Annotated in this window: 18 protein-coding genes and 1 pseudogene; 8 read left to right on the forward strand and 11 right to left on the reverse strand. The window is 34.6% G+C overall.

Annotated features, from left to right (window positions below; translation table 11 throughout):
* Positions 1-283 precede the first annotated feature (283 nt).
* The 5 genes and pseudogenes from J4T77_RS07070 to J4T77_RS05385 all read right to left on the reverse strand — a co-directional run bounded on the left by J4T77_RS07070 (position 284) and on the right by J4T77_RS05385 (position 6,038).
* Positions 284-409 (reverse strand): hypothetical protein, encoded by a 126-nt coding sequence (locus tag J4T77_RS07070; RefSeq protein ID WP_010962996.1) that lies wholly within the window; start codon positions 407-409, stop codon positions 284-286.
* A 436-nt stretch (positions 410-845) separates the two neighbouring features.
* Positions 846-2,123 carry a serine hydroxymethyltransferase gene (gene glyA, locus J4T77_RS05370; protein WP_233640997.1) on the reverse strand — a complete coding sequence of 426 codons (1,278 nt, stop codon included), beginning with the start codon at positions 2,121-2,123 and terminating at the stop codon, positions 846-848.
* A gap of 40 nt (positions 2,124-2,163) precedes the next feature.
* Positions 2,164-3,384, reverse strand: a complete 1,221-nt coding sequence (locus J4T77_RS05375; protein ID WP_190321426.1) for an MFS transporter — start codon at positions 3,382-3,384, stop codon at positions 2,164-2,166.
* A 135-nt stretch (positions 3,385-3,519) separates the two neighbouring features.
* Entirely contained in the window at positions 3,520-4,749 is a 1,230-nt protein-coding gene (locus J4T77_RS05380) for an MFS transporter (protein WP_010962993.1), read from the reverse strand.
* 75 nt (positions 4,750-4,824) lie between these two features.
* Positions 4,825-6,038, reverse strand: a pseudogene (locus J4T77_RS05385) (MFS transporter).
* 488 nt (positions 6,039-6,526) lie between these two features.
* On the opposite strand from J4T77_RS05385, the gene J4T77_RS05390 reads away from it, so the two are divergent.
* Positions 6,527-7,015: a hypothetical protein gene (locus J4T77_RS05390; RefSeq protein ID WP_006280043.1), complete on the forward strand. Its 489-nt coding sequence runs from the start codon at positions 6,527-6,529 to the stop codon at positions 7,013-7,015.
* A 45-nt stretch (positions 7,016-7,060) separates the two neighbouring features.
* Here J4T77_RS05390 and J4T77_RS05395 read toward each other — a convergent pair whose 3' ends face one another.
* Both J4T77_RS05395 and hemE read right to left on the reverse strand, forming a co-directional pair.
* Complete coding sequence (locus J4T77_RS05395; RefSeq protein WP_012673336.1) at positions 7,061-8,254, reverse strand: pyridoxal phosphate-dependent aminotransferase; 1,194 nt, start codon at positions 8,252-8,254, stop codon at positions 7,061-7,063.
* A gap of 68 nt (positions 8,255-8,322) precedes the next feature.
* Complete coding sequence (gene hemE / locus J4T77_RS05400; RefSeq protein ID WP_010082013.1) at positions 8,323-9,339, reverse strand: uroporphyrinogen decarboxylase; 1,017 nt, start codon at positions 9,337-9,339, stop codon at positions 8,323-8,325.
* Positions 9,340-9,741: 402 nt separating this feature from the next.
* On the opposite strand from hemE, the gene J4T77_RS05405 reads away from it, so the two are divergent.
* A complete protein-coding gene (locus tag J4T77_RS05405; RefSeq protein WP_007549273.1) occupies positions 9,742-10,560 on the forward strand; it encodes a transporter associated domain-containing protein in 819 nt (272 codons plus the stop codon).
* A 66-nt stretch (positions 10,561-10,626) separates the two neighbouring features.
* Here J4T77_RS05405 and J4T77_RS05410 read toward each other — a convergent pair whose 3' ends face one another.
* Both J4T77_RS05410 and J4T77_RS05415 read right to left on the reverse strand, forming a co-directional pair.
* Positions 10,627-11,001: a histidine phosphotransferase family protein gene (locus J4T77_RS05410; protein ID WP_158246746.1), complete on the reverse strand. Its 375-nt coding sequence runs from the start codon at positions 10,999-11,001 to the stop codon at positions 10,627-10,629.
* Positions 10,986-11,279, reverse strand: coding sequence for a hypothetical protein (locus J4T77_RS05415; RefSeq protein ID WP_233640998.1), 294 nt, complete (start codon positions 11,277-11,279; stop codon positions 10,986-10,988). The genes J4T77_RS05410 and J4T77_RS05415 overlap by 16 nt, the downstream gene beginning before the upstream one ends.
* Positions 11,280-11,412: 133 nt before the next feature.
* On the opposite strand from J4T77_RS05415, the gene purM reads away from it, so the two are divergent.
* Positions 11,413-12,450 carry a phosphoribosylformylglycinamidine cyclo-ligase gene (gene purM / locus J4T77_RS05420; protein WP_007549277.1) on the forward strand — a complete coding sequence of 346 codons (1,038 nt, stop codon included), beginning with the start codon at positions 11,413-11,415 and terminating at the stop codon, positions 12,448-12,450.
* On the opposite strand, the gene purC is transcribed toward purM, so the two are convergent.
* A complete protein-coding gene (gene purC / locus J4T77_RS05425) occupies positions 12,447-13,169 on the reverse strand; it encodes a phosphoribosylaminoimidazolesuccinocarboxamide synthase (RefSeq protein WP_010081959.1) in 723 nt (240 codons plus the stop codon). The genes purM and purC overlap by 4 nt on opposite strands.
* A 74-nt stretch (positions 13,170-13,243) precedes the next feature.
* On the opposite strand from purC, the gene trmD reads away from it, so the two are divergent.
* Together trmD and rplS are read left to right on the forward strand one after the other, a co-directional pair.
* Positions 13,244-13,954, forward strand: a complete 711-nt coding sequence (trmD, locus tag J4T77_RS05430) for a tRNA (guanosine(37)-N1)-methyltransferase TrmD (RefSeq protein WP_007549279.1) — start codon at positions 13,244-13,246, stop codon at positions 13,952-13,954.
* The gene (gene rplS / locus J4T77_RS05435) at positions 13,938-14,315 is read left to right on the forward strand and encodes a 50S ribosomal protein L19 (RefSeq protein WP_190321424.1); all 378 of its coding nucleotides are present in this window, start codon (positions 13,938-13,940) and stop codon (positions 14,313-14,315) included. The genes trmD and rplS overlap by 17 nt, the downstream gene beginning before the upstream one ends.
* Here rplS and J4T77_RS05440 read toward each other — a convergent pair.
* Positions 14,308-14,544: a hypothetical protein gene (locus J4T77_RS05440; protein WP_233640999.1), complete on the reverse strand. Its 237-nt coding sequence runs from the start codon at positions 14,542-14,544 to the stop codon at positions 14,308-14,310. The two genes, rplS and J4T77_RS05440, sit on opposite strands and share 8 nt — an antisense overlap.
* 48 nt (positions 14,545-14,592) lie before the next feature.
* Between J4T77_RS05440 and pstA the strand changes: the two genes are divergently transcribed.
* The 3 genes from pstA to terL all read left to right on the forward strand — a co-directional run bounded on the left by pstA (position 14,593) and on the right by terL (position 18,912).
* Positions 14,593-15,843, forward strand: a complete 1,251-nt coding sequence (gene pstA, locus J4T77_RS05445; RefSeq protein WP_007549491.1) for a phosphate ABC transporter permease PstA — start codon at positions 14,593-14,595, stop codon at positions 15,841-15,843.
* Positions 15,844-15,849: 6 nt separating this feature from the next.
* Positions 15,850-16,647 (forward strand): phosphoribosylformylglycinamidine synthase subunit PurQ, encoded by a 798-nt coding sequence (locus J4T77_RS05450; protein ID WP_006279487.1) that lies wholly within the window; start codon positions 15,850-15,852, stop codon positions 16,645-16,647.
* An 801-nt stretch (positions 16,648-17,448) separates the two neighbouring features.
* Positions 17,449-18,912: a phage terminase large subunit gene (gene terL, locus J4T77_RS05455; RefSeq protein ID WP_233641000.1), complete on the forward strand. Its 1,464-nt coding sequence runs from the start codon at positions 17,449-17,451 to the stop codon at positions 18,910-18,912.
* The last annotated feature ends 127 nt before the right edge of the window (positions 18,913-19,039 follow it).

Below are 19,039 nucleotides of genomic sequence, written 5' to 3' on the forward strand. Positions count from 1 at the left end.
TATATTAATAAATTTAATTCTATTGAAAATAGCTAAAGCATTGAAATTCTTGAATTTTAGCCGGATTAGTGAGTGGTAGTGAAATTTCTTTTACTCAAATTTAGGTATTCACTGACCGTTCTTATTATAAATACCAGAATAATAAGCTACTGATATTCTCCATCTTTTTTATCTTTAATCCATCATAGCTAGCGATGCAACAAAGCCCGCTGGAATCCAGCCTTTTCATAATCATTAAAATGTTGTATTTTAACATAAAACGGCTACTTTTATGCTTACTAACTTAATAAAATTCCTGGATCCCAGTGTCTGGGCACTGGGATGACACCCTACTAGCAGAAGTTACTCTCAAATGTTTGTTCATGTTAGCTACAAACATTAAGAAATTTACCAAACGAAAAAAAGGCAAAAAAAGCCCCAGTCATTGTCTATTTTCAGTATTGGCGTTTTTTAAGTCTTAAACACTGCAATTTAGCTGCTTTTAAATGCAACTCATCTTAGTTTAAATGTTTAAGAAATTTACTAAGTAGAAAAAAAGGCAAAAGAAATCCCGTATTAGCTAGTTGTCATTCTCTAATCCTGCAAATTGGCGTGCTATACTGTCTTAAACGCTTTATAAGCGCGTTTCAGCTTATATAGGTAAAAACCCAGAAATGTTGTGAAGACGTAGGGTGCGCATAGTGCAAAAAATTAAAAATAAGACGCCAATTACGTAATACTGTTGTCGTTTAATCTGCACAGATTGAAGATAAATGAATACCTTCAGTTTCATGATAAGAGGGCTGGCGAAGGGTGTCAAGTAAGTTTTTTCGTTTCTACCAGCTACTTGGATGACACCACATAAATTAATAAATAGGAAAATTACTACAAATCCTTTCAACTTTAGCTTTTACTGCTTTTTCGACACTTGAGCTATTTCCGCTGATTAATCCTTGAATTACTTCATTTATTAGACCAGCTATCTCTTTAAAATTTTCTGCCTCAAGTCCGCGTGTTGTCTCAGCAGGGGTGCCAAAACGGAGCCCTGAACTGATGGTCGGCTTTGCTGTATCAAATGGTACAGAGTTTTTATTACAGGTAATACCGGCTCTCTCAAGGCTATCTACAACGTCTTTTCCAGTTAATTTCTGCGATCTTAAGTCAACTAGCACTATATGAGAGTCAGTGCCACCGGTTATAATGTCAAGTCCATGCTTTTGCAATTCTTGAGCCAGCACTTTCGCATTTTCCACGACTTTCTTGCTATAAGTCTTAAACTCTGGTGCTAATGCTTCTTTAAATGCAACAGCTTTTGCAGCTATCACATGCATAAGTGGCCCGCCCTGCAATCCTGGAAAAACTGCGGATTGAATTTTTTTGTGTAATGCTTCATCATTGGTCATCACTATTCCACCACGAGGACCACGCAAAGTTTTGTGAGTCGTGGAAGTCATAACATGTGCATATTCAGCAGGGGATGGATATTCGCCCGCTGCAATAAGCCCTGCATAGTGAGCAATGTCTGCAAGCAAATAAGCACCAACTTTATCTGCAATCTCGCGAAAGCGTTTGAAGTCCATTTTTCTTGGATAAGCAGAAGCACCAGCTATGATCAATTTCGGTTTATGCTCCAGCGCCAGCTTTTCTATCTCATCCATATTGAGCAGATAAGTGTCTTTATTCACTGTATATTGAATTGACTTAAACCATTTACCAGAAAGGCTTGGTGCCGCACCATGAGTTAGATGCCCACCGCAACTCAGTGATAATCCAAGTATTGTATCGCCTGGAGTAAGCAGCGAAGCAAATACCGCCTGGTTTGCCTGAGAACCAGAATGAGGTTGAGCGTTTGCAAATTTAACACCAAACAACTTACAAAGTCTTTCTATAGCCAGACTTTCAATTTTGTCCACATGCTCACAACCACAGTAATATCTTTTACCTGGATAACCTTCTGCGTATTTATTAGTCAGAAAAGAGCCTTGTGCCTCCATTACCGCTTTGCTTGCAAAATTTTCTGATGCAATTAATTGCAATTGTGATTTTTGGCGTTGTAATTCTTTTTCTATAGACTGATAAACCTCGTTATCAAAAGACTTTAAACTATTTTTAGAGCCACAGATTTTTTTTAAAACACTCATCATAGATCAAACCTCGCTTTAATTTTAAGATGCATAAGCAATTTTAAGACTGCTTATCCTGCTTTTTTAACCATAAGAGCCCAAAAACAGCTATCAGCAAACATACAGGAATAATAGATGTTGCTTTTATCAGCAATTCAGCACTATACACAGGATTTCCTTGTATCACTGTCCTATCCCAACACAAATCTATTATTTTTGCGATCCCAGTGTGAAAAAAATAGCCAAAAACCATGACTATCATATTTGACACAGCTGTAGTTAATCCTATTAAGTTATTATTTACATAACTTAATGCTTTGTACAGTGTTACTATTTGATATCCAGAAGCGAAACCTATAACAAGAAGTGCAGGCAATACAATATACAATCCGCCAGCCTGTGTAAAAAGTAAAAGGAAACTAGCAATCATTGCAAAGGAACAGACAATAATAACTTCATAATGTCTATTTGGATATTTTTCTAATATGTGAGCAAAAGAGAGCAATCCAGCTGCAAATCCTACATATATAACAGAAGAAATTGAAGACGCTAGACCACCGGCCATTTGATATACCTCACATAAAAAAGCTTTTGTCCAAGCATCAGCAAAACCTTCTAGTGGACCTACCATTAAGCCACCAAAAAAACTAATTAGAATGATATATTTATTGAAAAGCACAGTTTTTAGATCCTTCATGCTAATTTTTTCTTTTCGAAAGTCGTAAGCATTGTAAGGAATAACTAAAAATAAAGATAAAGCGAGTAAGAAACCAAACCCTGAAAGAATATAAATTACGTAATTCCAACCAAACTCATCAAGCAAAAGTTCTATTGGTAGACCACCATATATTGCCCCTAATAGCCCTATAATAACAGATATGCTTGCCATTTTTGCTGATTTTTCTCGCGGAAAATACATACTGGCAACTTTAAATACTCCTATTACTGACGCAGACGAGCCAATCCCAACAATTATTCTACCTAATACTGAATAATACCACTCATCAAAGCACACAAGAGGTAATGTTCCAATAGATACCAAGACAGCACAAATAGGTAAAACAATTTTTGGACCGAATCTATCAAAACAAAGACCAACAGGGATATGAACTAGTGTAAATCCCACATAGTAGAGACCATTAAATTGCCCTAAATCTGCAATGCTTATATTAAATTTTGTTATTAATACAGGCGCAATTATGTTTGGCATGACACGTAACACATACTGGTATGCATAGAAAAGAGATACTATCAACCATACAAAAAAATTACTTTTCGACATACCTACCACCTAATAAAACCCAATTACAATTAAAACAAAAATATCAAAGTAAAATAAAGTATTATATTTCATAATAACAAGAGCCTTAAATTAGTACATCTAACGATTTTATCATACGAGCCTTCGATAAATTATCTACTTATTACAATCAACTTCTCTAAAATCTTTATTTTTTAACCATAAGAGCCCAAAAACAGCCACCAGCAAACATACAGGAATAACTGATGTTGCTTTTATCAGCAATTCAGCACCATACACAGGATTTCCTTGTATTATTGTTCTATCCCAACACAAATCTACTATTTTTGCGATCCCAGTGTGAAAAAAATAGCCAAAAACCATAACTATCATGTTTGACACAGCTGTAGCCAGGCCTACTAAGTTATTATTTACATAACTTATCGCTTTGTAAATGGTAACTACCTGATATCCAGATGTGAAGCCAATAATAAAAAGCGTAGGTAATACAACATACAAGCCACCAATCTGAGTAAAAAGCAAAAGAAAACTAGCGATCATTGCAAATGAGCATGCAATTATTACTTCATAATGCTTATTTTTATATTTTTCCAATAAATAAGCCAAAGAGAATGATCCTGTTAACATTCCTATCAATATTACGGAAGAGAGAGAAGATGCCAAGTCTTCATTCATTTTATATACTTCAAAAAAGAATGCTTTCACCCAACCATCGGCAAAACCTTGCATTGGACCGACCATGAGTCCACCAAAAAAGCTAATTAGAATAATATGCTTGTTGAAAAGTATGTTTTTTAAGTCTCTAATGCTAACTTTTTCCTGTTGAGCATTGCTTTCAGGCGTTACTAAGAACAGCAACAGAGCAAGTAAACACCCAAATGCTGAGAATGTATAGATAACATAATTCCAGCCAAATTTATCGAGTAAGAAGTCTAAAGGTAACCCGCCACATATCCCTCCCAAAATTCCTATAATTATAGATAAGCTGGCCATTCTTGCTGATTTTTCTTGCGCAAAATACATGCTTGCAACTTTAAAGATTCCAATTGCCGAAGCGGATGACCCAATTCCCACAATTATTCTTCCAATTATTGAATAACTCCACTCATCAAAGCATATAAGCGGTAGTGTTCCGGTAAATGTCAAAACGGTACAAGCAGGTAAAACAAACTTTGGTCCAAATCTATCAAGGAAAAGACCAATAGGTATATGAGCTAGCGTATAGCCTACATAGTATAACCCACCAAACTGGCCAACATCTGCAATACTTATGTTAAATTTTGTTATTAATTCAGGCGCAATTATGTTTGGAATTACGCGTAATATATATTGGTATGCATAAAACAGTGACGTCAACAACCAGATTAAAAAATTCCTCTGCAACATGAATCTCAGCTAAAGTTTAGGATTATAGATACTTTAGTTATAAAAAACAATACTATATTAATCATCTAAATCTGCTTAGCTCTTTTTACAGCTTATAACTTTAAGTAACCAAAAGCCTATCATTCCTATTAGTAGGCATATAGGTATTATTAACATAGACTTAACCATTACATCAGTTCCATAAAATGGCTTTCCATCGATAATTTCACCGTTCCAATAAAAATTCATTATATTTGCAATAATGACGTGAAAAAAATAACCAAAACTCATAACTATGGAATTACCTACAGATCCTGCACTTGCTACTGCTTCGTTTTTTACACAACTTACAACTTTAGCAGTAAAAACAATTTGGTATGCAGAAGCAAGACCAATAATGAATAGTAATATACATGCCAGGAGTTCACTAATATTGCATATAAAAAGTAATAAGAACACAATTATCATGGCCATAGCACAAGAAATTATTATTTCATAGTGCTTGGTTGGATTTTTTGCTAATATGTAAGGAAGTAATAAATGCCCAAAGCCAAAGCCTATTAGTATCCATTTTGAAATGCTATATGCAATGTGTCTATCTACAGCGTAATCTCATGCAAGAATGTTGCGGACCACGCATCTGCAAAGCCTTCTAATGGTCCAACCATAAAACCGCCAAACAAACCTATCAATAAAATATCTTTATTAAATATAACTTTGCTTAAATTTTTAATATTTAATTCTTCGTCTGAGGTGCCAACTTTAGGTATAGATATAAAGGTAGTTAAAGCAAGCAATAATCCAAGCATTATACACACAGTAAATAAATAATCCCACCCAAACTTATCAAGTAAGACATGTAATGGTTTGGTGGCAAATACACCACCTGAAATGCCAATAATAACCGATATGCTGAACATCATGGCAAATTTTTCTCTATGGTAATAGATTCTTATTATTTTAAAGAGTCCAAGTACTGAAGCAGAGGATCCAATACCAGTAATTATTCTTCCAATAATAGAATAACTCCAATCATTAGAACTGACTAAAGGTAAAGCACCTAAAGATGTTAATGCAATACAAATCGGTATAACAACTTTAGAACCAAATCTATCTAAAAGAATACCTACAGGAATATGTGCTAACACATAACCTACATAATACAGTCCACAAAATTGTCCTATTTCTGTTGTTCCTATATTAAACCTTACTACCAATTCAGGAATTATAATATTTGGAATTACGCGTAATATATATTGGTATGCATAAAACAGTGACGCCAACAACCAGATTAAAAAATTCCTCTGCAATACTTTACCCCAAAGCTAGCATTATAGATACTCTGTTTATAGAAAACAATATTTTTATGAATACTTATTTTAATTTACCGGAATTTTATACAGTTGAACTCATAGCCAACATAAGTAGTTTATGCATTAACTAAATTTTCCAGGTTCAAGTTTGGATGATGGAAAAAGTTCACTTTTTCTATTTTTAAAAGAGACCTTTTATTTTACTTATAATTTTTTCTACCATATCTACAACTGGCTCATGAATAAGGTATATGAAAAAAATTACACCACAAATGATAAGTATATTTATGATTTTACCCTTATTCATCTTTATCTTGAGCTTCACTTTTGTTACAAGATCCATTTTATTTATGTTTTTATTTCATGCTGACAATTATATCTTAAATACCATAATTTTCAGTAAAATTTGACTTCAGAAGTATTCTATTAATTCAATATTAACCTTTTTATGTGTAAAATAGTTAATATAATATTAAAGCAGGCTGATGAATATAAGCACGATAGATAATACGCTGCAAAATTACATAACAAAATACATTGAACAAACATTCGCTACACACGTGCTAGGCAATAGATACGACAAATTGTATAGGAAACTTCTAAGTGGTATAGAAGAGATAATAAAGCTTGCTGTAAATGAAGCAAAACACTACGATGAAAATTTAGAAGATCTATATAACGATTCAAGATTTAATAAGAAATTTATTCAAGCTGTTGCTAAACATCAGGTGTCGGAATTTTTAAATACTTATCCGAAAAGAAAAGAAATTGTTGCAGAATTTTACAATGAACATCACATTAACGAAAGTGATTTAAAGACTCTGGAAAAGGGGAAAGATTTAGTAAATAAAATAAATAACATTAACTTACTGCAACAAAATGAAAAAAATGAGGAATTCAATATTAGAAAGACACTTGCTCAATCAATAAAAATGCCTTCCATAGAAAAACACAAGTTAGAACATTCAAAATAACCTTGGCGAAGTATGGCAAAATATACAACTTATGGATAGTCTATTTCATTTTAACTCCTGGCACGCTTTAGTAATACTATCACATCCAATTTCTAATTGTTCCTGAGAGGTTGCATAAGAAATTCTGATAAAATTTTCTAGACCAAATGCAATTCCTGGAACCACAGCAACCAAATGATCTCCCAGTAAGTATTCAGTAAAATCTAAATCATTATTTATTATCTTACCACTTTTTGTGCTTTTACTGAGCAATCCTTCACATGAGACAAATAAATAAAACGCACCTTGTGGAACAGACGCTGATAATCCCGGGGCAGAATTTAGCTCTTTCACCATAAAATCTCTACGACTCTTAAAAATCCTTGTTCTTTCTTTCAAAAAACTATGATCACCGTTTAATGCTGCTGCTGCTGCTGCTTGTGCTATCGAATTTGGATTAGAAGTGCTTTGAGACTGCAGCGTAGAGATAGCTTTTACCACATCACTTCTACCTGCAATATACCCTATTCTCCAGCCTGTCATTGCGTAGGCTTTTGATACTCCATTGACTACAAAAACTCTATCATAAAGCTTCGGCTCAACCTGAGCGATAGTAAAAAACTTTTCGTCGTATATTATATGCTCATAAATATCATCTGTAACGACATTCATATGTGGATATTCAAGCAATATTTGTGCTATGTCTTTCAATTCATCACATGTGTACACAGCTCCTGCAGGGTTGTTCGGTGAGTTAAGAATTAACCATTTAGTTTTTTTAGTTATCCTGCTTTTCAATAATTCCGCTGTCAGTTTAAAATTTTGTTTGCATTCTACTACAACTGGCAAGCCGCCAAAAAGACTTACCATATCAACATATGAAACCCAATAAGGAGCTGGTATAATAACTTCATCTCCAGAGTTAATTGTTGCCATGAACAAATTGAATAACACCTGCTTAGCACCTGTACCAACACAGATTTGGTTAAGCGTGTACTCGAGGTTATTATCCTTTCTTAACTTATTAATTATTGCTTCTTTCAGCTCACGCGTTCCATCAACAGCAGTATATTTAGTCTTACCTTCACTTATTGCTTGAATAGCTGCTTTTTTTATATGATCTGGAGTATCAAAATCCGGTTCTCCTGCAGCTAAAACACAGATCTTTTTTCCTTCATTTTTCAACTTATTTGCCTTATCAGTTACAGCAATCGTAGGTGATGGTTTTATTAGGAACATTCTTTTTGCAAGGTCTGACATATCTTACTGAAGCTAAATTCAAATGATAAACCCCGTACAACAAAAAAGCTAGAATTTTGTGTATTGTATTAGTAGCTTTTTACCAGGTTTACCAATGCAGCAATATTTTCAACTGGAGTATCAGGGAGTACTCCATGTCCGAGATTAAATATGAAGGGTAAATCTCTAAAGCAATCTATTATACGTTTTGCTTCTTTGATTGCTTCCGTTTTATTATAGGCTAAAAGATTAGGATCAAGGTTTCCTTGTAGAGGGATATTTAGATTCGCTTTCGCCCATTTTATTGGAACATTATAATCTATACTTACTGCAGATACACCTGTTTGTTCGCAGTAATCTTTATAAAGATTTCCAGCAGACCTTGGAAAACCTATTATTGGAAAATCAGAAAATCTATCCTTTATTGCCAAGATAATTCTCTTTGTTGGTTCGATAACATATTCTTTAAACAATGGTTCCGATAACGCACCAGCATTACTGTCAAATAGCTGAATAACATCTGCTCCAAATTCTATCTGTTTAATTAGATAAATAATCGTTACTTCCGTTATTCGTTCAATTATTTCCTTCAAACACGAAGGATAAAAATTTAATACTTTGGAAAAAGTTTTGCTGCTCCTACCTTCTATGATGTATGAGGCTACTGTCCATGGTCCACCAGCAAATCCTATGAGAGATTTTTCTTTTGGTAATTGGCTTCTGACTTTTTTTATAGCGTTTAGAATTGGTAAGGTTTTAGTTTCAATTTCTTGTGGACCCTTCAATTCCTTAGGACTTTCCACGGGTTTTATTATTGGACCTACACCGCGTACGAAATTCACGTCACAACCCAAAACATCAGCTATTATTAAAATGTCTGAAAAAATTATCGCCGCATCCATGTCAAATCTTGTCACCGGCTGTAACGTCAATTCTGTCACTAAATCTGTGTTGTAGCATATCTCCATAAAATTATTCATATTTTCTACTGCTTTGCGGTACTCAGGAAGAGACCTGCCAGCCTGACGCATTAGCCAGATAGGCACTCTTCCACCCGGCTCATTTCTCTTAATAATTTTCGCTATTGTTGTTTTGCCGCTTTCCAATCTATTCTATTTATTCTTTTGTATATTAAAGTATAGTAATAATAATAGTTCTATCAATAACTTGTTACTAACTTAAAATTCAGTAAAAATTGGCGTTGTTCAACTTGTGGATAAATATGTGAGTAACTTTCGTATATTATTGATTTTCTGTTATGATTTATGTGTATAAGTAAGGTGTTTAGAGTGTTAGTAATTTTCTTTTATGGAAAATACTTTACCATCATGCATTGTTACACAACTATGTATATGTTGTTGAAAAAGTTGTTGATCAATTGTTGGTATTTTATATCAACAAATAATTCACAAATTAATTTGACATTATTCACATGCTTATTAAACATTTAATAACAGTTTTCTTGATAAATCTAATCTGAAAACGTTTTTGCCATTACAGGGAATAAATTGAGTAAAAAAAGAACCTTAGTAGAAAAAATAGCATATAGAATTTTTCTCTTCCTTTTCAAAAAAGCTTCTGTGTTGAAAAAGTGTGCGACTGAGGCATTAATGAAAGATCTGCCAGACCTTAATATATTTAATGGTCTATTAAAATTCCGCGATTGTGGTATAATGGATATAATGACTCCACGTACAGAGATATGCGCAGTAGACATTGAGTCAAGCGAGCGTGAAATAATAAAGAAGATAAAAAACACTTGCCACACTAAAATACCAATTTATAAAAATAACTTTGATAACGTAATAGGCTTTTTTTATGTAAAAGATGTTATTTTTAATAGGGATAAAAATTTTAATCTGAAACATATTATACAAAGCGTAATATTTGTTCCACCCTCGATGAAGACAACTAATCTTTTTGTTAGGATGAACTCTTCTAAATCATGCTTAGCTATCGTATTGGATGAATATGGTGGAACTGATGGTTTAATTTCAATGACTGATCTTATAGAGGAACTAATACCAAACATTGATAGTGAAAACGAAATAAATTCAGAATATACCATTACTGAATTGTCTCAAAATAAGTTTGAAGTATCAGCAAGGGCTCTTATAAAAGATATAGAAGAGGATCTAAAAATAGAATTACGTGACCCTGAAGAAGACTATGTTACACTTGGTGGTTTGATTCTTTCGATTGCTGGTAAAGTGCCTTCTGTAGATGAAGTCATTAAATATAAAAATGGTATGAAGTTTATCATCAAAGATGCAAATGAGCGCTACATTAATAAAATAGTACTAGACTTAAGTGATTACAAAAATTAGATTTGGTACCCCTTGTCGGGGAATGCCTTGACACGAAGAAAAAGTTGTAATAACCAAATATGCAACTCAAGTTATAGTTAAACCTATTTCCAGCAAATTATTTTCGCAAGTATAATGCATTTCAGTGTTATAGTACTCTAATAATAAAGAGGTCATATAGATATTAATATCTTTTGTATTTAAATTAGTGTCATTTTTTTTGATTAATTTGTCTACTAATGATTTGCTTATTGGTTTGTGTTCATTTAGAATTTTTATAGTTAATAGCATTTTATCTTCTGTTTGACTCAGTAAAACAGATACTAGTTCAACTTCCGCCACTGCACTGGCTATAGTTAGCACCATATTAGAAATTATCTTATTTATCTTTTCAATTAAATCTTCCTTATTTTTTGCAGAGTATGCGTCTATTTTCCACGTAAGCTTTACTTTTTTTTTAATAAATAATTTTCGATATTAGATTTGGTCTTATCAAAGCTATAATTATCCATTGAAGAAGAATATGCCTGCTTCATAACTTTATGTTTATATATTAAATCATCGGAGCTTTCTTTAAGAAACAACAACGCTTCCTTCTGCGCATCAGCGTCATTCTTATCTATTACTTCAAGCTCTTCTACGCCAAACGTTATTCCATTCATAGAGTTAGCAAAGTCATGAAGCAGCCATCCTGATAGCAGTTCCGTTATTAACAGTATGTTTTTGGTATTTTCGTTCATTGGATAATTATAAATGATTTAAGTTACCCTATATTGGTAAGTATATAATAGTCAATTAAGAGAAAGTTTCGTTGCACTTTTTATATCAAGGCATTAATATAGTATTAACAATTTTAAAATTTATAAAAGGATTATGAATACTTATACCAGATCGGGAATAGATATTGAACTATATAATAAGTTAATAAAAGAAGTCAAGCCTATTGCTCAAGAAACTACTAGAGAAGAAGTAATCAGCGAAATAGGTTCATTTTCTGCGTTATTTGATTTTGCTGCACTAAGTAAGAAGTATGACCATCCAGTACTCGTTTCCTCAACTGATGGAGTAGGTACGAAACTGTTGATAGCTCAAGAAGTGAATAAACATGATACTATAGGTATAGATTTAGTTGCAATGTGTGTAAATGACTTACTTGCACAAGGAGCAACGCCTTTGTTTTTCCTTGATTACTTTGCAACAGGCGTTTTGACCAAAGATGTTTTATTATCTGTGGTTAAGGGCATTGCAGAGGGGTGCAAGCAAGCTAAAATAGCATTGGTTGGTGGGGAAACTGCAGAAATGCCTGGAATGTATGGTAATAATCACTATGACCTTGCAGGGTTTGTGGTTGGTGTAGTTGATCGAAAGCAAATTCTTCCAAACTGTAGTATGATGAAAGCAGGTGATTATATAGTTGGCTTAGAGTCAAGTGGAATTCACTCAAATGGGTTTTCTTTAGTGCGCCATGTTTTCAAAAGCTTAGGTATAAATTATAACGATACATCTCTATGGAATAATAAATCTTGGAGTGAAATACTACTTGAACCAACAAAAATATATGTTGATTCTTTGCTGCCTATCATGTCACAAGTAAAAGGTATTGCGCACATCACGGGTGGTGGTTTGGTAGACAATATTCCGCGAATTCTTCCAAAAAACTTATTTGCAAACATAGACATTAATTCCTGGAAATGGCCAGATATATTTTTATGGCTAACAAAGGAGGGTAAAATAGAGAAGAAAGAAATGCTAAAAACATTTAATTGTGGTATTGGTATGGTATTGATCGTAAGTTCTGAGAATATGCAAAACGTGAAAAATCATTTCCAAAAACGTGGAGAAAAAATTGAAATTATTGGAAAACTTGATGAGGCATGTAACCCTCCACTTGATAGAGTAGTATTTAGTTAACCTAACTTTACTGACAGTCTTTTTGCAACTTCTAGGTATGCTTCCTTTAAATCTCCTAAATTCAAACGAAAGACATCTTTATCTAGCTTTTTATAAGTATTTTTATCCCATAATCTGCAGTTATCAGGGCTAATTTCATCAGCTAAAACGATTTTAGTACTGTCATTTATTAATCTGCCAAATTCTAACTTGAGATCAACTAAATATATACTTGCATTTGAAAATAGGTGAACTAATATTTCGTTGATTTTTAAAGTTGTAGTTTTAACTTCATCCATTTCTTTGCTAGATAGCCAATCAAAATACAGTATGTGATTTTCACTTACCATTGGGTCGGCTAGGTCATCATTTTTGTAAAAAAAATCGATTATAGGAGATGCAAGCCTCTCACCTTCTTTGATATTAAAACGTTTGCAAAAGCTGCCAGCTGCGACATTTCTAACTACTACCTCAAGAGGTATTATCTTGAGTTTTTTGACTAGCTGTTCTCTTTCGTTTAGAGTTTTTATAAAGTGTGTGCTAATTTCTGCTTTCTCAAGCTTTTCCATGATAAAAGCACTAATATGATTATTAATTATTCCTTTACCATCGATTATTTCATATTTTTCCTTATTGAATGCTGTAACATCATCTTTAAAGTGCTGTATGACAATTGATAAGTCTTCAGTTTCAATAATGGCTTTCGCTTTACCTTCGTATATCGTTTTATTCAGTGACATGTTTAATTTAACTATATATTATATCAATTTACTATTCTTAGAGTATAGCCCCAAATAACTTAAAATAAACCTTAATGGCATTCAATGTTACAATATTAACCATATTCCCAGAAATGTTCCCGGGGTTTTTGAACTATTCTCTTGCCGGAAAAGCGTTAGAAAAAAAAATATGGAACCTTGAAGTAATAAATATTCGTTCTTTTGCGAAAGATAAACATTCAACTGTGGATGATGTTCCATATGGAGGTGGAGCAGGAATGGTTATGCGTTCTGATGTAGTTGGTGATGCAGTAGATAGTATGCTCTCTGTTCATAAAAACACTAAGTTTATTTACATGACTCCATCTGGAACTAAGTTTAATCAGAATATTGCCAGAGAATTATTAGAGTTTCCTCATATAACAATATTGTGTGGTCGATTTGAAGGTATTGACCAAAGGATAATTGATGCGTATACTCCTTATGAGTTAAGTATTGGAGATTATATACTTTCAGGAGGTGAGCCAGCTGCAATGGTGGTTCTTGATGCATGCATTAGACTTCTTCCAGGTGTAGTAAATAATACCGATAGTATTACTGAAGAAAGTTTTAATTATGGTGGTGGTGTACTTGAATATCCTCAATATACTAGACCTGAGCAGTGGAAGGGATATAAAGTACCTGAGGTTTTGTTATCTGGCAATCACAAAAAAATAAGTGATTGGAGGCAGAAGCAGTCTCATGTTATAACAAAAAAGCGTAGGCCTGAATTATTGAGTGGAGAGATAAATGACAAATTTACTTAAAAAATTTAACGAACAGCAAATGCAAGTGTTAGCTAAAGAAATACCAGAATTTCGTCCTGGCGATGATTTGAAGGTCACTTTTAAAGTAGTTGACGGTACAAGTGAACGTATACAGATATTTGAAGGTGTATGTATATCAAAAAGGAACCGCGGGTTACATTCTTCTTTTGTAGTCAGAAAAGTGAGCCATGGAGAAAGTATAGTGTCTCAGTTTTTTGTTTATTCTCCTGCACTGGTTTCAGTGCAAGTGACAAGAAAAGGAAAGGTTCGTAGAGCAAAACTGTATTATCTGTGCAAACTATTTGGAAAAGCTGCAAGGATCAAAGAGCGTACTACTTATGTTAAAAAGAAATCTAAGTAGATACAATAGGGAGTGATGTCAATTGTGTCATCTCAGAACTCTCTCTTGTCATCCCAGTGCGTGACACACAACTGTACGAACATTGTTTGCCTCCCGCTGTGGTGTCATCCCAGTGCTCCGACACTGGGATCCAGCATTCATTATTCTCCTTTTGGTTTGTGCTTTCATGGAAAATGTAAAAATTATTTGCAGGCAAAGCCTGCTGGATCCCAGTGTCAGCTACTTGCATGACAAAAAAGGGGAAAGTTTTTTCAAATCCTCGTGTAAAGAAAAGTAAATGAGTATAAAGAAAAAATTCCTTAAATTACTTCAGTCAAGGCGTGTACATGCTCGTATAAAAAGGAAAAATAAAAAGAACAGAGCGCTACGCTTTTGTTCTTTCACGGCACTAGTTATCTCACTTGGCTGTCCTGTGTGTATATTGCTCAGTATATTGGTTAACTCTTACAGTGCCTTAACAGTAACGAAAATTTTATTGCCAGTTGAAATAAATGCTGATCTTGCTTTGGCGAGTAATCCTAGTGATTTGCGGTATAAGTCCATTGGCTTACTCAACGATTCTTTACGTAAGGTGTTTGGAGGAACTGATTTTAAAGACGGTGACGAAATTTTAAGTCGTAATTCTTACAAAGAACTAGAGAAATTTTTTCGTAAGAAAGTAAAAGATAGTGGTGAATATGAGATCTGGTTTACCGCGTCAAGTATAATTAATTCAATAAATAAAGATAAATATTTGAATGATCGTTATGCTAAATTACTTGATTGGCTAAAAGAAAAGAGGAGAGTGAAAAAATTTTTTAATAAGTCTTTATTCCTTAAATCTGACTCTCGTGAACCTGAAAATGCAGGGATTTTAGGAGCGTTTATCGGTTCATTAATGACAATTATAGTGTGCCTAGCATTAGCATTACCAATAGGAATTATGTCGGGCATCTGTCTTTACGAATTTATGCCTAAAAATAGGCTAATGACTAATATTGTAGAAATTAGCATAAATAATCTTGCTGCAGTGCCTTCAATAATATTTGGTGTAGTGGGCTTAACTCTCTATCTTGGCATATTTGGGCTACCACGCTCTTCACCACTTGTTGGTGGAATGACTCTTTCATTTATGATGTTACCTAATATTATAATTGCAACAAAAAATGCCTTTGCGAATGTTCCTATTACGATAAAAGATGCAGCGTTTGCGCTCGGTGCACCTCACATCAAGGTGATATTAGATCACTCTTTACCGATTGCGTTACCAAGAATAATACATGGTACTGTGCTTGCAATTGCAAGGATTTTAGGTGAATCTTCTCCTTTACTTATGATGGGTATGGTGGCATTTATTGCTGATACACCTACGTCCTTTTTCGATCCGGCGACTGTTCTACCTGTGCAAATATACATATGGTCAAGCAATCCTGAAATTGCATTTGTTGAACTTGCTGCTATCGCAATTATAGCTTTATTATTGGTGTTATTTGCGTTAAATTTAGTAGCAAATTTTGTAAAAAGGAAATTCGAATTTTTTAATTTTTAGCAATTCATGAAAATCACAGTCCTATCTGGTTATGGCTTAAATTGCGAAAAAGAAACTGCATTTGCATTTATGGAATGCAGCAGAAAACTTGGTATTGGTAATATTGAAGTAAAAATCGTTCACATTAACGATATCATAGATAATCCAGGTGAACTGAAATTAAGCAATATACTTGCAATTCCAGGGGGTTTTTCCTATGGTGATGACACTGGTGCTGGTAATGCGTTTGCTTTACGTATTAAAAACAACTTGTTGGATGAGTTTCAAGAGTTTTTATCTCAGGACAAGCTGATTATAGGAATATGTAATGGTTGTCAGATATTAGTAAAATTAATTCCAGAATTCTCTAGTCTAGCTTTAATCCATAATGATATAGGCAATTATCAATGCCGTTGGATTAGAGTGAGAGTTAATTCAAAGAGTAATTCTGTTTGGCTACGGGGTCTGAGTGAACTATATCTCCCTATTGCTCATGGGGAAGGCAAATTTTTTATGGATCAAGATATTTTGAACCAATTGATTGAGAGCAATTCCACCGCATTACGTTACATTGATAAAAATGGCAACTATGCTAACCTACAATTTCCTTACAATCCGAATGGATCTACATACGACCTAGCAGCTTTATCAGATAAAAGTGGAAGAGTGCTAGCTTTAATGCCCCATCCAGAAAGGGGAATATTTTTTACCCAGCAAGATAATTGGCCCCTTGAAAAAGAAAAGAGCAAGCGTTTAGGTGTTGCTGTGCCAAAATATGGCGATGGAATGCTTATATTTGAAAATGCACTAAAGTATTTTTGTTAAAATTTATTGATAGGGATTTATGGTCGAAATTATCCCTGATATTGCAAAAAACTTGCTTGACAAGCCTTGCCAGTCCCCTTATCATGAAACTGAAGCTATTTATTTATCTTCTCTGTACAGATTAAATGACAAAAAAACTCACGTATCTGGCGTCCCATGTTTAATTTTTTGCACTATGTGCATCTTATGTCTTTATAAAATTTCTAGGTTTTTACCTAATATAAGCTGAAATGCGCTTATAAAGCATTTAAAATATCAAAAAACGCCAACTTAAAAAATGGATAGTGAATAATTAGCTACCCTAGGGTTTCTTTTGCCTTTTTTTCTGTTTAGTAAATTTCTTAAACATTTATGACTAAAGGTTAGTTGCGTTAAAAAGCAGCTAAATCGCGGTTATTAAGCGTTTAGAATAAAAAAACGCCATACTTGAAAGTATAATGTAAGTAATTAGCCAACCACGGGGCTTCTTTTGCCTTTTTTTTATTTGGTAAATTTCTTAATATTTATAGCTAAACGACAACCGTCATCCCGCTACTTGTTAGCGGGATCTATGCTTTGAGATACCGCGAATGAATCGCGGTATGACGGTGTAATGATGGTTAAGTAATTCGTCATTCCGCTACTTGTTAGCGGCTGAGATACCGCGAATGAATCGCGGTATGACGGTGTAATGATGGTTAAGTAATTCGTCATCCCGCTGCTTGTTAGCGGGATCTAGAGATACCGCAACGTCTCACCTATAGCCTTCAGTGCTCCTTTTTTTGCCATCCCAGCGTCACGCGTTGGTTTCAACATTATATCATGAACTTTCTAAAATTCATTGAACTGTGTTTTCAAACGGTAGTGCCGGGGTGTGAGTATAATGATTATCAGTATATAAAAGTCATAGCAGACAGACTTGAAGCGGCAAATGTTGGCAAAATGAGGCGAATAATATTCAATATGCCTCCGCGTTCAATGAAGTCCCTGTGCGCTAGTGTTGCGTGGCCCGCATGGATACTGGGAAATCAGCCAACTGCAAGAATAATAGTTGCAAGCTACTCTCGGCTGCTTAGCGAAAAGCACTCGCTCGATACAAGATGCATAATGCAGTCTAGTTGGTATAGAGAGCTGTTTCCAGAGGTAGAACTATCCAAAGATCAGAATACCAAATACAAATTTCAAACAGTGCAGAGAGGATACAGAATCGCAACGTCAGTTGGAGGGACGTTAACAGGTGAAGGTGGTGATTTCATCATCGTGGATGATCCACTGAGTCCCGCCCAAGCTTTGAGTGAAACGTTTAGAAAGCGTGCTACAAATTGGTTTGACCAGACTTTAGTAGCCAGGCTCAACAATAGAAAAAAAGGAGTAATTGTTCTTGTGATGCATAGGCTACATCAAGAAGATTTAACCGGGCACCTTCTCTCCAAACCGAAAAACATATGGAACCATACTTGTTTACCGATGATATCTGAAAATAAGGAGATTATCTATTCAATCAAAAAGCCAGCGCCTCCTTTTCTTGTTCCTGTCACCCGAGTAACTACAAATGAGTACAAAAGCTGGATTACAGCATCAAGTGCTAGAATGACACCACCCGTAATATTATACTCAAGAGAAGAAGGTCAGTTGCTATATCCCCTCGATGGAGGAAAAGAAGAAGTTGAGATGATAAAGGTTGAACTTGGAAGTTACGCTTTTGCTGCACAATATCAACAAAACCCTCTGCCACTTTCAAGTGGTATAATTAAACGAGAGTGGCTGAAGCGCTATAGAAATTTTTCTGATAGTCTCTCATATGTCACTCAGAGCTGGGACACTGCAGTTTCAACAAGCAGCATGAGCAACTTTAGCGTCTGCACCACCTGGACAAAAGTGGGCAATAAATTCTATTTACTCGATGTATATCGCGCAAAGCTTGAGTATCCAAAGCTTAAAGAACAGGTTTTGTCACTAGCTGCAAGATGGACGCCACACGCAATTTTAATCGAAGCAAAAACAAGTGGTCAACAATTGGTGCAAGAGCTAAAGACAAACAGTGATTTACCGATTATTGAAATAGTGCCACATGATGACAAGCTCACTCGATTTCATCAAATTGTTCCGATTATAGAGTCTGGCAAGGTTTTTCTGCCGCACCAAGCAGTATGGCTGAACGATTTTGAGTATGAGATTTTAATGTTTCCTGAAACTCGACACGATGATCAAGTGGATAGTACCGTGCAATATTTGCAGTGGGTGAGAGATAGTAGCTCTAGGGTCGCAGCTTTACGGGCATTGTGATTTAAGCCTACCAGATCCAAGTAGTCAGCTACTTGCATGACACCCTGACAACCGTCATCCCGCTACGTGTTAGCGGGATCTAGAGATACCGCGAATGAATCGCGGTATGACGGTTCGTGGTGGTATG

It is taken from the genome of Wolbachia endosymbiont of Drosophila innubila (assembly GCF_021378375.1).
Lineage (GTDB): Bacteria > Pseudomonadota > Alphaproteobacteria > Rickettsiales > Anaplasmataceae > Wolbachia > Wolbachia pipientis.

Coding starts and splice junctions, on each gene's coding strand:
- J4T77_RS05450 (WP_006279487.1), top strand. CDS start 15,850: ATGAAAATCACAGTCCTATCTGGTTATGGCTTAAATTGCGAAAAAGAA.
- purC (WP_010081959.1), bottom strand. CDS start 13,169: ATGTCACTGAATAAAACGATATACGAAGGTAAAGCGAAAGCCATTATT.
- J4T77_RS05380 (WP_010962993.1), bottom strand. CDS start 4,749: ATGTTGCAGAGGAATTTTTTAATCTGGTTGTTGACGTCACTGTTTTAT.
- terL (WP_233641000.1), top strand. CDS start 17,449: ATGAACTTTCTAAAATTCATTGAACTGTGTTTTCAAACGGTAGTGCCG.
- J4T77_RS05375 (WP_190321426.1), bottom strand. CDS start 3,384: ATGTCGAAAAGTAATTTTTTTGTATGGTTGATAGTATCTCTTTTCTAT.
- J4T77_RS05440 (WP_233640999.1), bottom strand. CDS start 14,544: ATGCAAGTAGCTGACACTGGGATCCAGCAGGCTTTGCCTGCAAATAAT.
- purM (WP_007549277.1), top strand. CDS start 11,413: ATGAATACTTATACCAGATCGGGAATAGATATTGAACTATATAATAAG.
- J4T77_RS05415 (WP_233640998.1), bottom strand. CDS start 11,279: ATGAACGAAAATACCAAAAACATACTGTTAATAACGGAACTGCTATCA.
- rplS (WP_190321424.1), top strand. CDS start 13,938: ATGACAAATTTACTTAAAAAATTTAACGAACAGCAAATGCAAGTGTTA.
- J4T77_RS05390 (WP_006280043.1), top strand. CDS start 6,527: ATGAATATAAGCACGATAGATAATACGCTGCAAAATTACATAACAAAA.
- trmD (WP_007549279.1), top strand. CDS start 13,244: ATGGCATTCAATGTTACAATATTAACCATATTCCCAGAAATGTTCCCG.
- J4T77_RS05395 (WP_012673336.1), bottom strand. CDS start 8,254: ATGTCAGACCTTGCAAAAAGAATGTTCCTAATAAAACCATCACCTACG.
- glyA (WP_233640997.1), bottom strand. CDS start 2,123: ATGATGAGTGTTTTAAAAAAAATCTGTGGCTCTAAAAATAGTTTAAAG.
- pstA (WP_007549491.1), top strand. CDS start 14,593: ATGAGTATAAAGAAAAAATTCCTTAAATTACTTCAGTCAAGGCGTGTA.